The following is a 14876-nucleotide window of genomic DNA, read 5'->3' as shown; positions in this document are numbered from 1 at the left end:
TTTTTGTTATTGCAGCTGTTAATGTAGTTTTACCGTGGTCAACGTGTCCGATAGTTCCTATATTAACATGTGGTTTATTTCTTTCGAATTTAGCCTTTGCCATTTTGAAATCCTCCTAAGTAATTATTTTGTTTATATATTTTTTATAAGACGAGGACGAATCCTCGTCTTTTATTTATTTTTTATTTAAATAGATATTATCTACCTTCAGCTATTTTTTTAGCTACACCAGCTGGAACTTGTTCGTAGTGGTCGAATATCATAGTGTAAGTAGCTCTACCTTGAGTAGTAGATCTTAATTCAGTTGAGTAACCGAACATTTCTGAAAGTGGAACGAATGCATTTATAACTTGTGCACCTGCTCTAGCTTCCATACCTTGGATTAAACCTCTCTTAGAGTTTATTCCACCCATAACATCTCCCATGTATTCTTCTGGAGTAACAACTTCAACTTTGAAGTATGGTTCAAGTAATACTGAATCACCTTTCTTTAAAGCTTCCTTCATAGCCATTGAACCAGCCATTTTGAATGCCATTTCTGATGAATCGACTTCATGGTAAGAACCATCGTATAATTCAACAGCAACGTCAACTACAGGATAACCTGCAACAACACCGGCTTGCATAGCACCTTGGATACCCATATCAGTTGGTCCAACATATTCTTTAGGAACAGATCCACCAACAGTTTTGTTTTCGAATACGTATCCAGCACCTGGCTCTTGTGGAGTAACTCTAAGTTTAACGTGTCCGTATTGTCCTCTACCACCTGATTGTTTAGAGTATTTGTACTCAACATCAACTGGTTTAGTTATTGTTTCTCTGTAAGCAACTTGTGGAGCACCAACATTTGCTTCAACTTTGAATTCTCTTAATAATCTATCAACGATGATTTCTAAGTGTAACTCACCCATACCACCGATTATAGTTTGTCCAGTTTCTTCGTCAGTTCTAACTCTGAAAGTTGGATCCTCTTCAGCTAATTTTTGAAGAGCAGTACCCATTTTTTCTTGAGCAGCTTTAGATTTTGGCTCTATAGCTACGTCTATAACTGGTTCAGGGAATTCCATAGATTCAAGTATGATAGCATTGTTTGGATCACATAAAGTATCTCCAGTTGTAGTATCTTTTAAACCTACTGCAGCAGCTATATCTCCTGCATAAACTTCAGTTATTTCTTGTCTTGTATTAGCATGCATTTGTAGGATACGTCCTATTCTTTCTCTCTTGTTCTTAGTAGCATTTAATACGTAAGAACCAGATTCTAAAGTACCAGAGTAAACTCTGAAGAATGCTAATTTACCAACGAATGGGTCAGTCATTATTTTGAATGCTAATGCTGAGAATGGTTCTTCATCAGAAGCATGTCTTTCAGCTTCAGTTCCATCTGGTAATACACCTTTTATAGCAGGTATATCAGTTGGAGCTGGTAAGTAGTCTATAACAGCATCTATAACTGGTTGAACACCTTTGTTTCTGTAAGCAGTACCACAGAATACTGGGTTCATTTCACATGCTATAGTAGCTTTTCTTATAGCAGCTTTTATTTCTTCTTCAGTGAATTCTTCACCTTCAAGATATTTCATCATTAATTCTTCATCAGTTTCAGCAACTGCTTCAACTAATTTTTCTCTCCACTCAGCAGCTATTTCTTTCATATCTGCAGGGATTTCAGTTTCGTCCATAACAGTACCAAGATCATCTTCGTATATTATAGCGTCCATTTTAACTAAGTCTATTATACCTTGGAATGTATCTTCTTTACCTATTGGTAATTGTACAGGTACAGCATTAGAACCTAGTCTGTCTTTCATCATTTCTACAACGTTGTAGAAGTTAGCACCAAGTATATCCATTTTGTTAACGAATGCTATTCTTGGAACTTTGTAAGTTTCAGCTTGTCTCCATACGTTTTCAGATTGAGGTTCAACCCCACCTTTAGCACAGAAAACAGCAACTGAACCGTCAAGAACTCTAAGAGATCTTTCAACCTCAACTGTGAAGTCTACGTGTCCTGGAGTATCTATTATGTTTATTCTATGATCTTTCCAAGTAGTAGTTGTAGCAGCAGAAGTTATTGTTATACCTCTTTCTTTTTCTTGCTCCATCCAGTCCATTTGAGAAGCTCCTTCGTGAGTTTCTCCTATTTTATGTGTACGCCCAGTGTAGAACAGGATTCTTTCAGTAGTTGTAGTTTTCCCTGCATCTATATGAGCCATGATTCCTATATTTCTAGTTCTTTCCAAAGGAAAATTTCTAGCCATGGTTATCCTCCTTAGATATCTCTAATATTTCGTAAATCCTAGTTGAATTCTTATATTAGAATCAAATTAGAATCTGTAGTGAGCAAATGCTTTATTTGCTTCAGCCATTTTATGAGTATCTTCTCTTTTCTTAACTGATGCTCCTGTATTGTTTGCAGCATCCATTATTTCTCTCGCAAGTTTTTCTACCATACCTTTTTCCCCACGAGCTCTTGTGTATGTTACTAACCATCTAAGACCTAAAGTTTGTCTTCTGTCTGGTCTAACTTCTATTGGAACTTGGTAGTTAGCTCCACCAACTCTTCTAGCTTTTACTTCTAAAACTGGCATTATGTTATCCATAGCTTTGTTGAATACTTCTAAAGCTTCTTCTCCAGTTTTTTCAGCTATTATATCAAAAGCATCATAAACTATTTTTTGTGCTTTTCCTTTTTTTCCGTCTATCATTAAGTTATTTATTAATTTTGTAACTACCTTACTTCCGTATACTGGATCTGGTAATACGTCTCTTTTTGGAACATTACCTTTTCTTGGCATTTTGCTTCCCTCCTTAATTATTTTTATCTTAAATCATAGGTACTCGACATATTATCACAATGCCGTATGCCATAAATATATATATATTTAAAGCACCGCACTATAATATTTCAATTTAGTAAACTCTATTATCTATTTTTTAGCAGCTTTAGGTTTTTTAGCACCATATTTAGATCTTGCTTGCATTCTCTTATCAACACCTGCAGTATCTAATGTACCTCTTAATATATGGTATCTAACCCCTGGAAGGTCTTTAACTCTTCCTCCTCTTATAAGAACAACACTATGCTCTTGTAAGTTGTGTCCTTCTCCTGGTATATAAGCAGAAACTTCTATTCCGTTTGTTAACTTAACTCTGGCAACTTTTCTTAAAGCTGAGTTAGGTTTTTTAGGAGTAACTGTTTTTACTGAAGTACAAACTCCTCTTTTTTGTGGTGAACTTGCATCAGTTGTTTTTTTGTTTAAAGAGTTGTAACTCTTTTGTAATGCTGGAGCAGTAGATTTTTTTAATAAGTCTTTTCTACTCTTACGAACTAATTGGTTAATTGTTGGCATCATCGGCACCTCCCTCTTCTAAAATTTCGATCTTTTAATGATCGCCAACTAAATCGGATATTCCTACCGATTTCCGTAGTTAAATGTTCGTTACATACACAAACATTTAATAGTTTGGTACTTAATAGTTCTTTAATTATATTAAAGCTCACTTAAAAGTTTACCCTAAACAGTAATTTAGAGTAAACTTTTAAATTCGCACTTTTACATTTTAACATCACATACAGTACATGTCAAGAATGTTTATATAACAATTCTTATAAAGATTCTTCTTCTATTTTTTCAACTGCTATGTTTCTGTATTTTTTCATTCCTGTTCCTGCTGGTATTAATTTACCTAATATAACATTTTCTTTAAGTCCTATTAGGTGGTCTTCTTTACCTTTTATAGCAGCTTCTGTTAAAACTCTTGTAGTTTCTTGGAATGATGCTGCTGATAGGAATGAATCTGTAGCAAGAGATGCTTTAGTTATACCAAGTAAAACTCTCTTAGCAACAGCTGGTCTTAATCCTTGAGATTCAGCTTCTTCGTTACATTCTTGGAATGTTAATACATCTTCATAACCACCTGGTAATAAATCTGTATCTCCTGGATCTTCAACTTTAACTTTAGATAGCATTTGTCTAACAATTACTTCTATATGTTTATCGTTGATATCAACCCCTTGAAGTCTATACACTCTTTGAACTTCTTTAACGATGTATTCTTGAACTCCGCCGATACCTTTAACTCTAACTATATCGTGTGGATTTATAGAACCTTGAGTAAGTGGATCACCAGCTTCAACAAGTTGACCTTGTTTTACTCTGACTCTTGATCCATATGGTATTTGGTAAACTTCTCTTTCACCTTCTTTAGGTACTACTATAACTTCTTTTCTCTTACCAGTTTCGTCTATTTCAACTCTACCAGTTATTTCAGATATTATAGCTAAACCTTTTGGTTTTCTAGCTTCGAAAAGCTCTTCAACCCTTGGAAGACCTTGAGTTATATCTCCTCCGGCAACCCCACCTGTATGGAATGTACGCATTGTAAGCTGAGTACCAGGTTCACCGATTGATTGAGCTGCGATTATACCAACAGCTTCACCGATATTAACTTCTTTACCAGTAGCTAAGTTTCTACCGTAACACTTAGAACAAACACCATGATGAGTTTTACAGTTAAGAACAGTTCTTATGTTAACTTTTTCGATACCTGCATTTATTATAGCTTCAGCATCGTCTTCTTGTATCATTGTGTCTGCTTCTACTAATACTTCTCCAGTTTCTGGGTGAAGTATAGCATCTCTAGTGTATCTTCCTACTATTCTATCATATAAATCTTCTATTGCTTCATTTCCATCTTTTATAGCAAAGATTTCTGTTGTTTCTTTAGTACCACAGTCATAATCTCTAACTATAACATCTTGACTGACGTCAACAAGTCTTCTTGTTAAGTAACCTGAATCGGCTGTACGTAGCGCTGTATCGGCTAACCCTTTTCTGGCACCGTGTGAAGACGTGAAGTATTCCATTACTGATAACCCTTCACGGAAGTTAGATTTAACTGGGATTTCAACTGTTTTACCAGATGCATTGGCCATCAGACCACGCATACCAGCTAACTGTCTTATCTGGTTCTTAGAACCTCTGGCTCCTGAATGTGCCATGATGTAAATGTTGTTCATTCTTTCAAGACCATTCATTAGCTCGTCTGTAACTTTTTCAGTTGTTTTAGTCCAAGTATCTATAACTTTTTCGTATCTTTCTTCGTCAGAGATTAAACCTCTTCTGAATACTTTTTCGTATTTTTCAACTTGTACTTCAGCATCTTTGATTAATGCTTGTTTTGTTGCAGGTATTTTCATATCAGCAACTGCAACTGTTATACCACCTATAGTTGAATATTTAAATCCTAGTGATTTAATATGGTCTAAAACTTCAGCAGTTATAGTGTTTCCATGTCTTCTGAAACATTTATCTATTATCTTACCTAAAGCTTTTTTATCAACTAAGTAATCTATTTCTAATCCGAATGGATCTTCTTCTCTGTTTACGAATCCTAAGTCTTGAGGTATATTTTCATTGAATATGAATCTACCTACAGTACTTTCTGTTATTCCAACTCTACCATCTTCTAAAACAATTCTCATTTTTACTGTTGAGTGTAATTCAACGGCTTTAGTTTGGTAAGCCATCATTAATTCGTTGAAGTCTTTGAATACTGTTCCAGTTCCTTTTTCTCCTCCTTGAGATTCTATTGTTAAGTAGTAACATCCTAGAACCATATCTTGAGATGGAGTAGTTATTGGAGAACCATCTTTTGGAGCAAGTATATTATTTACAGAAAGCATTAAGAATCTTGCTTCTGCTTGTGCTTCTACTGATAAAGGTACGTGTACCGCCATTTGGTCACCGTCGAAGTCGGCATTGTATGCTGTACAAGCTAGTGGATGTAATCTTATAGCTTTACCTTCAACTAAAACTGGTTCAAATGCTTGTATACCTAATCTATGAAGAGTAGGGGCACGGTTAAGTAAAACTGGATGGCTCTTAATTACTTCTTCAAGAACATCCCATACTTCTGGTTTTACTTTTTCTACTAATGATTTAGCACTTTTTATATTATGTGCATAACCTTCTTTAACTAATTTATCCATTACGAATGGTTTGAATAATTCAAGAGCCATTTTTCTTGGAATACCACATTGGTAGAATTTAAGATCTGGTCCAACAACTATAACTGAACGTCCTGAGTAGTCAACACGTTTACCAAGTAAGTTTTGACGGAAACGACCTTGTTTACCTTTAAGCATGTCTGATAAAGATTTTAATGGTCTATTTCCTGGTCCAGTAACTGGTCTACCTCTTCTACCATTGTCTATTAGAGCATCTACTGCTTCTTGAAGCATTCTTTTTTCATTTCTAACGATGATGTCAGGAGCTCCAAGCTCTAATAATCTTTTTAATCTGTTATTTCTGTTTATAACTCTTCTATATAAGTCATTTAAGTCAGAAGTAGCGAATCTACCACCATCTAATTGAACCATTGGTCTTAAATCTGGTGGGATTACTGGAATAGCTTCAAGAATCATCCATTCAGGTTTATTTCCTGATTTTTTGAATGCTTCTACTACTTCTAATCTTCTTATTGTTCTAACTCTTTTTTGACCTGTACTGTCTTTTAAATCATCTCTTAATAATTTACTTTCTTGTTCAAGGTCAATTTTCATTAATAATTTTTTAACTGCTTCAGCACCCATACCAACTTCAAAAGTATTTCCGTATTTTTCGTAATTACTTCTAAATTCTTTTTCAGTTAATAATTGTTTTTCGTTTAGTCCAGTTTCGCCTGGATCTATAACTACATATGAAGCAAAGTATAGTATTTTTTCAAGAGATCTTGGAGACATGTCTAATAATAGACCCATTCTACTTGGGATCCCTTTGAAGTACCAGATATGAGACATAGGAGCTGCAAGCTCTATATGTCCCATTCTTTCTCTTCTTACTTTAGATTTTGTAACTTCTACGCCACATCTATCACAAACTACACCTTTGTATCTAACTCTTCTATATTTTCCACAATGACATTCCCAGTCTTTTTGTGGTCCAAATATTCTTTCACAGAATAGACCGTCTTTTTCTGGTTTTAAAGTACGGTAATTAATTGTTTCTGGTTTTTTAACTTCTCCTCTAGACCATTCTCTTATACGTTCTGGAGAGGCTAAACCTATTTTTATCGACTCGAAATTGTTTAATTCAAACAAGGAGTTCTCTCCCTTCTATTTGATATTTATTTTATTATAAAACTATATTTCAAAATCACTGTTGTCTTCATCGCCAAAGCCACTGAAATCAAAATTTAAATTATCGTCTACTTCTTCAACATCATAATCCATATCTTCTACTAAATCTTCGTCAGCATCATCAAGATCTTCTATAACGTGAGATTCCTCAACTTCTCTTTCATCGCTAACTAGACTTAATTCGAAGTTTCCATCAACTTCATCATCTAAATCAGTTGATTCTCTAACTTCTAGTTCTTCGTCTTCTTCACTAAGAACTTTAACATCAAGACATAAACTTTGAAGTTCTTTTATAAGAACTTTGAATGATTCAGGTATTCCTGGTTCAGGAATGTTTTCACCTTTAACTATTGCTTCATAAGTTCTTACACGACCTACTACGTCGTCTGATTTAACAGTAAGTATTTCTTGAAGTATGTGTGCAGCTCCGTATGCTTCTAGAGCCCAAACCTCCATCTCACCGAATCTTTGTCCACCGAATTGTGCCTTACCACCAAGTGGTTGTTGAGTTACTAGTGAGTATGGTCCTGTACTTCTTGCATGTAATTTTTCATCAACTAAGTGATGTAGTTTTAAGTAGTACATGTATCCTACTGTTATTCTGTTATCAAATGTGTCACCTGTTCTACCATCATATAATGTTAATTTACCGTCTCTTGGGTAACCTGCTTCTTCTAAAGCATCCATTATATCAGTTTCTTTTGCACCATCAAATACTGATGTAGCAACATGCCATCCTAATTTCTTAGCAGCAAGTCCTAAGTGCATTTCAAGTACCTGACCGATATTCATACGAGATGGTATACCTTGTGGATTCAGAACTATATCCATAGGTGTTCCGTCTTCCATAAATGGCATGTCTTCTTCTGGTAATACTCTTGAGATAACCCCTTTGTTACCATGACGTCCGGCCATTTTATCTCCGACTTTTATTTTTCTCTTCTTAGCTATATAACATCTAACTAATTCGTTTACACCTGGTGATAAATCATCACCATTTTCTCTTGTAAAGACTTTAACGTCAACTATTATACCTGATTCACCATGAGGTACTTTTAGAGATGTATCTCTAACTTCTCTAGCTTTTTCACCGAAGATTGCACGAAGTAATCTTTCTTCAGCAGTAAGTTCAGTTTCTCCTTTTGGAGTTACTTTACCAACTAATATATCTCCTGAATCTACTTCAGCACCTATTCTGATTATACCTCTGTCGTCTAAGTTTTTGATTGCACTTTCACCAACGTTTGGTATATCTTTAGTTATTTCTTCTGGTCCTAGTTTTGTATCTCTAGCTTCACATTCATATTCTTCTATATGAATAGTTGATAATCTATCTTCTTTTACAAGTCTTTCATTAATTAAAACGGCATCCTCGTAGTTATAACCTTCCCAAGTCATAAACGCGATTAAGCAGTTTCTACCTAATGCTATTTCACCTAAATCTGTAGCTGGACCATCGGCTATAACATCACCTACTTTAACCTCTTCACCTTTGTTTATGATAGGTGTTTGGTTTATACAAGTACCGTGGTTTGAACGCTTGAATTTAAGTAATTTATATCTATCTCTATTTCCGTCTTCTCTTTTGATTACTATTTCATCAGCTGTTACTCTTTCAGCTATACCACTGTTTTTAGCAACAACAACAGCACCAGAGTCTTTTGCAGCTCTGTACTCAACTCCTGTACCTATGATTGGTGCTTCTCTTCTCATTAGAGGCACTGCTTGACGTTGCATGTTGGCTCCCATTAGGGCTCTATTGGCATCGTCATTTTCAAGGAATGGTATCATAGCAGTTGCTATAGATACAACTTGTTTAGGAGATATATCCATGAAGTCAACTCTTTCAGTTGGAACAAGTTCAACTGTACCATTTACAGTTCTACATACAACCTTTGAGTTTATGAAGCTACCATCTTCATTTAATGGTTCATTTGCTTGCACTCTTATGAATAAATCTTCTTCATCTGCAGTAAGATAATGTATCTCATCTGTCATTTTTCCTGTTTCTTTATCATATTTTCTGTAAGGAGATTCGATGAATCCATACTCATTTATTTTAGCATAAGTACTCAGTGAGTTTATAAGACCGATATTTGGTCCCTCTGGAGTCTCTATCGGACACATTCTACCGTAGTGAGAATGATGAACGTCACGCACTTCGAATCCAGCTCTTTCTCTTGAAAGACCTCCTGGTCCTAATGCTGATAATCTTCTTTTATGTGTTAACTCAGATAATGGGTTAGTTTGGTCCATGAACTGAGATAACTGTGAACTACCAAAGAATTCTTTGATAGCTGCTGAAACTGGTCTTATGTTCACTAATGCTTGTGGAGTTATAGCTTCCATGTCTTGAACAGTCATTCTTTCTCTTATAACTCTTTCCATTCTTGAAAGACCAATTCTAACTTGGTTTTGTAATAATTCCCCAACTGATCTTATTCTTCTGTTACCTAAATGATCTATATCATCTATGTTTCCTATACCGAAGAATAGGTTGAATTCATAACTTATAGACGCAATTATGTCGTCTAATAATATATGTTTAGGAATTAATTCTTTTCTTCTTATTTTAATGCTTTCTTTTATTTCTTCTTCATCACTATATTCATCTAAAATTTCTTTTAATGTTGGATAGTGAACTTTTTCTTTTATATTTAAATCATCTATATCAAAATCTATATGTGCTTTTATATCAACAAAGTTATTTCCTATTACTTTGACTTTTTTATCTTCGTCAGTTTTTATAGTAACTGTGTTAATACCTGAATTTTGTATCTTCCAAGCATCATCATAACTTATTTTTTCATCAGCTTTTACGAAAACTTCTCCAGTTTCTGGGTTGATTATATCGTCATAAGCTACTCTATTCATTATTCTATAAGCTAAAGCAAGTTTTTTATTGAATTTATATCTACCTACTTTTGCTAAATCGTATCTTTTTGCATCAAAGAACAATGCATTGATTAATGAAGATGCACTTTCAACTGTTGGTGGTTCGCCTGGTCTTAATTTTTTATAAATTTCAACTAAACCTTCCTCAACATTTGTAGTGTTGTCTTTTTCTAATGTTGCCATTAGTCTTTCATCTTCACCTAAAAGTTCTATTATTTCAGCATTTGTTCCTATTCCTAAAGCTCTTAATAATACTGTAACTGGTTGTTTTCTTGTTCTATCCACTCTAACAGAAATAACGTCGTTAGAATCAGTTTCATATTCTAACCAAGCACCTCTATTAGGTATAACAGTAGAAGATATTAGTTTTTTACCAGTTTTATCTCTTTCTAGAGCATAATATACACCAGGTGATCTAACTAATTGACTTACGATAACTCTTTCCGCTCCGTTTATTACGAAAGTCCCTCTCTCTGTCATTAGCGGGAAGTCTCCCATAAATACTTCTTGTTCTTTTATTTCTCCAGTTTCTTTATTAATAAGTCTTACTTTTACTTTTAGAGGCGCACAATATGTAGCATCTCTTTCTTTACATTCTTCAATGTCATATTTAGGCTTATCATCTAGAGAGTAATCTACGAACTCTAATATTAAATTACCTGTATAATCCTCAATTGGAGAAATATCATTAAAAACTTCTTTTAAACCTTCTTCTAAAAACCACTTATAAGAATCTACTTGTATTTCTATAAGATTTGGTAAATCAGCTATTTCCTTTATTTTAGAAAAGCTCATTCTCTTTCTCTTACCTATCGTGACAGGATATGGCATTCACTTTTCACCTCTCAATAATTAAAAATAAAACCATTGTCATACTAAACGCATCTAGTAATTTTAGCACATTTCTTATTTTTTTTCAATATTACATAGTATATAATTTAAAATTTATATATCTTCAAATTTATATACTATATATATTGAAATTAAAATAAACAAATATGCATAAAAACCTTACTCTATTTAGTATGCACATAATTTTATGTATTAATTCCATTTTTTCGTAATTTTTTTATAAAGTTGAGAATAGAGAATACAAAACGAGGTTGCCTTATATTCTCTATTCTCAACTTTATTTCTTAAATTTATTAATAAATTCAAAAAAGGTGTCCTACCGAGACACCTTTTTCTTAAAAAAATTATTTAAGTTCTACTGATGCACCAGCAGCTTCTAATTTTTCTTTTATTTGTTCAGCTTCTTCTTTAGAAGCTCCTTCTTTAAGAGTTTTAGGAGCGTTGTCTACTAAATCTTTAGCATCTTTTAATCCTAAACCAGTTACTTCTCTAACTGCTTTTATAACTCCAACTTTTGATGAACCAGCACCTGCTAATATTACATCGAATTCAGTTTTTTCTTCAGCAGCAGCAGCTCCACCAGCAGCACCAGCAACCATTACTGGAGCAGAAGCAGATACACCGAATTTTTCTTCAGCAGCTTTTACTAATTCATTTAATTCTGTAACTTTCATTTGTTCTATAGCTTCTAATATTTGTTCTATTGTCATTTTTAGCACCTCCGAATTTTTTCACTAATTTTTATTATTTATAATCTTATTTTCTAAATTTAACTGACAATTAAGCTTCTTGACCTTCTTGTTTTTTCACTAGAGCATCTAGTAAATATACGAAGTTTGACATTGGAGCTTTTAAGCTTCCAAGTAATTTTGCAAGAAGAACTTCTCTTGGTGGTATATTTGCGAACTCAACTATTTGAGCTTCGTTGTAGAATGTTCCTTCTACTACACCCATTTTTAATTGCATTTTTGGATGAGCATCCATAAATTCTTTTATAACTCTAGCTGGAGCTATTGGATCGTCATAACCGAATGCTATAGCATTAGTTCCAACTAATAACTCATCGTTGAATTCAGCTATTCCAACTTCTTTAGCAGCTCTTCTTACTAAAGTGTTTTTATAAACTTTGTATTCAACACCAGCTTCTCTCATTTTCTTTCTTAACTCTGTAACTTCTTCAACAGTTAAACCTTTGTAGTCAACAACTATTGTAGAAGATGATTTTTGTAGTTTTTCAACTATTTCAGCAACAACTTGTGATTTCATTTGTATAGCTTCTCTCATCAGTGTGCACCTCCTTCGCAAAAGTATATTCACCGTACAATTAAAAAAGCTTTTATTTCTAACACAATGGTAGACATAAAAGCTCTAGTTTCATTTATCTAAAACCTCGGCAGGAAATTAAGCTCTCGCACCTACTGTCTACGGCAAATCTATTCGTTTTTAACATCAACAAGAGATATTATAACATTTGTGTTTGACTATGTCAATAAATATTATTCAGATACTCTTGCAGGATTTATTTTTACTCCAGGTCCCATAGTTGAAGTAACTGTTACACTTCTTAAGTATTGACCTTTAGCAGCAGATGGTTTAGCTTTTATTATAGCGTTCATTAAAACGTTGAAGTTTTCAGCTAATTTTTCTCCACCGAAAGATACTTTACCTATAGCAACGTGGATTATGTTGTTTTTGTCTAATCTGTATTCAACTTTACCAGCTTTTATTTCTTCAACAGCTTTAGTAACGTCGAATGTAACTGTTCCTGATTTTGGGTTTGGCATTAAACCTTTTGGTCCTAATACTCTACCTAATCTACCTACTACACCCATCATGTCTGGAGTAGCAACTACTACATCAAAATCGAACCAGTTTTCTTTTTGTATTTTTTGTACTAAGTCTTCAGCACCTACGAAATCTGCTCCTGCAGCTTCTGCTTCTTTAGCTTTTTCACCTTTAGCGAAAACTAAAACTTTTTTAGTTTTACCAGTTCCGTGAGGTAATACTATTGCACCTCTAACTTGTTGATCAGCGTGTCTTGAGTCAACACCTAATTTAACGTGAGCTTCAACAGTTTCATCGAATTTAGCAGTAGCTATTTCACTTACTAAAGTTAAAGCTTCTTTAGAATCATATAATCTGTTTCTATCTATTTTTCCTAATGCTTCTACATATTTTTTGCTTTTTTTAGCCATTTTATAAATCCTCCTTGTGGTTATTGTCGGCATTCGCCTCCCACTTCTAACGAAGTGTCTAATTAAAATCTAATTAAAATTAGTCTTCTACTACGATACCCATACTTCTAGCAGTACCAGCTACCATGCTCATTGCAGCTTCTACTGATGCAGCATTTAAGTCAGGCATTTTTAATTCAGCTATTTCTCTTATTTGAGCTGAAGTTAATGTTGCAACTTTGTTTTTATTTGGCTCACCTGAAGCTCTATCTAAACCAGCAGCTTTTTTAAGTAATACTGCAGCAGGTGGAGTTTTTGTTATGAATGAGAATGATCTATCTTGGTATACAGTTATAACAACTGGTATTATCATTCCTGCTTGATCTGCAGTTTTAGCATTGAATTCTTTAGTGAATCCCATTATGTTAACTCCGTGTTGCCCTAATGCTGGACCAACTGGTGGAGCTGGAGTAGCCTTTCCTGCAGGTATTTGTAATTTTATTTGACCTATAACTTTTTTAGCCATATTGATCGCACCTCCTCAAATTTCTTCCAACTATATTGTTTCTATGCTTTTTAAATCCAATTCTAATGATACTTCATTACCAGTAGATGAATTCATGCACACTTTTACTGTCTCGTTTTTAAGATCGATCTCTTTTACAATTCCGCTTTGTCCTTTGAATAAACCGTCACGAACGTTGATTACTTCACCAACTTCGATTTCAGTACGTTTTTCGCCTATTTTATCTAAGTCGATACCCATAGACTTAACTTCTTCTTCACTTAGTGGAACTGGTTTAGATCCTGGTCCTACGAATCCCGTAACACCTTTTGTATTTCTTACAATATACCATGATTCGTCAGTTATTATCATGTTGATAAGAACGTAACTTGGGTATATTTTTCTTTGTCTTACTTTTTCTTTTCCTGTTTTTGTAGTTTCAATTACATCTTCAGTAGGGACAATGACTTGTTTTATATAATCTTCCATTCCCCTGTTTTTAACTGTATTTTCTATGGTAGCTTTAACTTTATTTTCATGTCCTGAATAAGTATGAACTACATACCATTTTGCATCTTGTATTTCCGACATTTACATTCTCCTTTTTTCTATTTTATTATTAGCGCTAAGGCTCCTGATAGAAGCGTATCTAAGGCCCATACTAAAATAGTAAACGAAATAATTGTAGCTAAAACTATACCTGTGTTCTTTAGTAACTCTGTCTTAGTTGACCAAGTTACTCTTTTTAATTCTGCTATAGTTTCCTTAATATAAGTAACTAAACTGAATCTTTTCTTAGTAGATTCATTTTTTTTGACTTCCTGAGTTTTCATAATATTACTCACATCCTTAAAATATAACTATTTTGTTTCTTTATGAGTAGTATGTTTTTTACAGAATTTACAATATTTTTTTAATTCTATTCTGTCTGGGTTATTTTTTTTGTTTTTTGTAGTGTTGTAGTTTCTTTGTTTGCATTCAGAACATGCTAAAGTAACTCTTACTCTCATTTGCTACACCTCCAACTTTTAATACAATAATATATATATATTGTTATATAATATTTTGAAATTAATTATCAAAATACTATTACCTTCCTTTAACCATTACTTTGTATAAGTTATCACAAATTTAAAGTTGTGTCAATGTTTTTGTTTGTTTATTTACTAAAAAAAGAGGAGTCAAAAAACCCCTCTTTTCTCTATATATCTGAAAAATTAATTATCCTATTATAGATTATTCTATTATAGATGCTACAACACCAGATGCTACTGTTCTACCACCTTCTCTTATAGCGAATCTT

General features: G+C 33.6%; 13 protein-coding genes and 1 other annotated feature. All 13 genes read right to left on the bottom strand.

Annotated features, from left to right (window positions below; genetic code table 11):
• The coding region (locus tag ABCM86_RS13635) for a GTP-binding protein (protein ID WP_195930788.1) at positions 1-103 on the bottom strand (103 nt) is incomplete at its 3' end.
• A 94-nt stretch (positions 104-197) separates the two neighbouring features.
• Positions 198-2264, bottom strand: coding sequence for an elongation factor G (fusA, locus tag ABCM86_RS13630; RefSeq protein ID WP_195930789.1), 2067 nt, complete (start codon positions 2262-2264; stop codon positions 198-200).
• 66 nt (positions 2265-2330) lie between these two features.
• Positions 2331-2801, bottom strand: coding sequence for a 30S ribosomal protein S7 (gene rpsG, locus ABCM86_RS13625; RefSeq protein ID WP_007285282.1), 471 nt, complete (start codon positions 2799-2801; stop codon positions 2331-2333).
• 132 nt (positions 2802-2933) lie between these two features.
• Complete coding sequence (rpsL, locus tag ABCM86_RS13620) at positions 2934-3356, bottom strand: 30S ribosomal protein S12 (RefSeq protein WP_007285281.1); 423 nt, start codon at positions 3354-3356, stop codon at positions 2934-2936.
• 257 nt (positions 3357-3613) lie between these two features.
• Positions 3614-7108, bottom strand: a complete 3495-nt coding sequence (gene rpoC, locus ABCM86_RS13615) for a DNA-directed RNA polymerase subunit beta' (RefSeq protein ID WP_195930790.1) — start codon at positions 7106-7108, stop codon at positions 3614-3616.
• Positions 7109-7150: 42 nt separating this feature from the next.
• The gene (rpoB, locus tag ABCM86_RS13610) at positions 7151-10873 is read right to left on the bottom strand and encodes a DNA-directed RNA polymerase subunit beta (RefSeq protein ID WP_295734859.1); all 3723 of its coding nucleotides are present in this window, start codon (positions 10871-10873) and stop codon (positions 7151-7153) included.
• Positions 10874-11238: 365 nt separating this feature from the next.
• Complete coding sequence (gene rplL, locus ABCM86_RS13605; protein ID WP_195930792.1) at positions 11239-11604, bottom strand: 50S ribosomal protein L7/L12; 366 nt, start codon at positions 11602-11604, stop codon at positions 11239-11241.
• Between the two features lie 70 nt (positions 11605-11674).
• Positions 11675-12178: a 50S ribosomal protein L10 gene (gene rplJ, locus ABCM86_RS13600; protein WP_195930793.1), complete on the bottom strand. Its 504-nt coding sequence runs from the start codon at positions 12176-12178 to the stop codon at positions 11675-11677.
• Between the two features lie 33 nt (positions 12179-12211).
• Positions 12212-12340, bottom strand: a sequence feature (ribosomal protein L10 leader region).
• A gap of 50 nt (positions 12341-12390) precedes the next feature.
• On the bottom strand, positions 12391-13089 hold the full coding sequence (gene rplA / locus ABCM86_RS13595; RefSeq protein WP_195930794.1) for a 50S ribosomal protein L1: 699 nt from the start codon (positions 13087-13089) through the stop codon (positions 12391-12393).
• 79 nt (positions 13090-13168) lie between these two features.
• The gene (gene rplK, locus ABCM86_RS13590; protein WP_195930795.1) at positions 13169-13594 is read right to left on the bottom strand and encodes a 50S ribosomal protein L11; all 426 of its coding nucleotides are present in this window, start codon (positions 13592-13594) and stop codon (positions 13169-13171) included.
• Between the two features lie 30 nt (positions 13595-13624).
• Entirely contained in the window at positions 13625-14164 is a 540-nt protein-coding gene (gene nusG, locus ABCM86_RS13585; RefSeq protein WP_195930796.1) for a transcription termination/antitermination protein NusG, read from the bottom strand.
• A gap of 17 nt (positions 14165-14181) precedes the next feature.
• Positions 14182-14406: a preprotein translocase subunit SecE gene (gene secE, locus ABCM86_RS13580; RefSeq protein WP_195930797.1), complete on the bottom strand. Its 225-nt coding sequence runs from the start codon at positions 14404-14406 to the stop codon at positions 14182-14184.
• A 27-nt stretch (positions 14407-14433) separates the two neighbouring features.
• Complete coding sequence (rpmG, locus tag ABCM86_RS13575; RefSeq protein ID WP_195930798.1) at positions 14434-14583, bottom strand: 50S ribosomal protein L33; 150 nt, start codon at positions 14581-14583, stop codon at positions 14434-14436.
• Between the last annotated feature and the right edge of the window lie 293 nt (positions 14584-14876).

Source organism: Clostridium sp. 2218st1_F5_2218SCRN_220325 (assembly GCF_039062665.1).
In the GTDB taxonomy this organism is placed as follows: Bacteria; Bacillota; Clostridia; order Peptostreptococcales; family Peptostreptococcaceae; genus Intestinibacter.
Note: the sequence above shows the minus strand (reverse complement) of the source record. Positions and strands in the feature narration are given on the sequence as shown.

Excerpts from the sequence above, each read along its gene's own strand:
- rplL (WP_195930792.1), bottom strand. The coding sequence starts at position 11,604 with ATGACAATAGAACAAATATTAGAAGCTATAGAACAAATGAAAGTTACA.
- rplA (WP_195930794.1), bottom strand. The coding sequence starts at position 13,089 with ATGGCTAAAAAAAGCAAAAAATATGTAGAAGCATTAGGAAAAATAGAT.
- secE (WP_195930797.1), bottom strand. The coding sequence starts at position 14,406 with ATGAAAACTCAGGAAGTCAAAAAAAATGAATCTACTAAGAAAAGATTC.
- fusA (WP_195930789.1), bottom strand. The coding sequence starts at position 2,264 with ATGGCTAGAAATTTTCCTTTGGAAAGAACTAGAAATATAGGAATCATG.
- rplJ (WP_195930793.1), bottom strand. The coding sequence starts at position 12,178 with ATGAGAGAAGCTATACAAATGAAATCACAAGTTGTTGCTGAAATAGTT.
- rpmG (WP_195930798.1), bottom strand. The coding sequence starts at position 14,583 with ATGAGAGTAAGAGTTACTTTAGCATGTTCTGAATGCAAACAAAGAAAC.
- rpsG (WP_007285282.1), bottom strand. The coding sequence starts at position 2,801 with ATGCCAAGAAAAGGTAATGTTCCAAAAAGAGACGTATTACCAGATCCA.
- rpoB (WP_295734859.1), bottom strand. The coding sequence starts at position 10,873 with ATGCCATATCCTGTCACGATAGGTAAGAGAAAGAGAATGAGCTTTTCT.
- rpsL (WP_007285281.1), bottom strand. The coding sequence starts at position 3,356 with ATGCCAACAATTAACCAATTAGTTCGTAAGAGTAGAAAAGACTTATTA.
- rplK (WP_195930795.1), bottom strand. The coding sequence starts at position 13,594 with ATGGCTAAAAAAGTTATAGGTCAAATAAAATTACAAATACCTGCAGGA.
- nusG (WP_195930796.1), bottom strand. The coding sequence starts at position 14,164 with ATGTCGGAAATACAAGATGCAAAATGGTATGTAGTTCATACTTATTCA.